We start from the raw sequence: 320 nt of genomic DNA on the forward strand, positions 1-320 counted from the left end.
CAGATCAACGGTGGAAGTGAAGAAACTTATAACGCAGGACACGCTGTAGGTGAAGCTATACACGATGCAATTGTAGACGCAGCTGACGCTGTAGTAGGTTTCTTTGACGGATTATTCGGAAACTAATATCACACTAAATATTAATATATAAAATTAAAAATCATGAAAGAATTAAATCTAAAAGAATTAGTACAGATCAACGGTGGAAGTGAAGAAACTTATAACGCAGGACACGCTGTAGGTGAAGCTATACACGATGCAATTGTAGATGCAGCTGACGCTGTAGTAGGTTTCTTTGACGGATTATTCGGAAACTAAAA

1 protein-coding gene is annotated in these 320 nt (G+C 37.5%); it reads left to right on the plus strand.

The genetic code is table 11. The annotated features are described in order from the left end of the window. The first annotated feature begins 162 nt into the window (after window positions 1-162). Window positions 163-318 (plus strand): hypothetical protein, encoded by a 156-nt coding sequence (locus Q0829_RS27530; RefSeq protein WP_298549312.1) that lies wholly within the window; start codon window positions 163-165, stop codon window positions 316-318. Window positions 319-320 lie beyond the last annotated feature (2 nt).

The organism is uncultured Aquimarina sp. (assembly GCF_947492405.1).
GTDB lineage: Bacteria > Bacteroidota > Bacteroidia > Flavobacteriales > Flavobacteriaceae > Aquimarina.

Coding starts and splice junctions, on each gene's coding strand:
- Q0829_RS27530 (WP_298549312.1), top strand. CDS start 163: ATGAAAGAATTAAATCTAAAAGAATTAGTACAGATCAACGGTGGAAGT.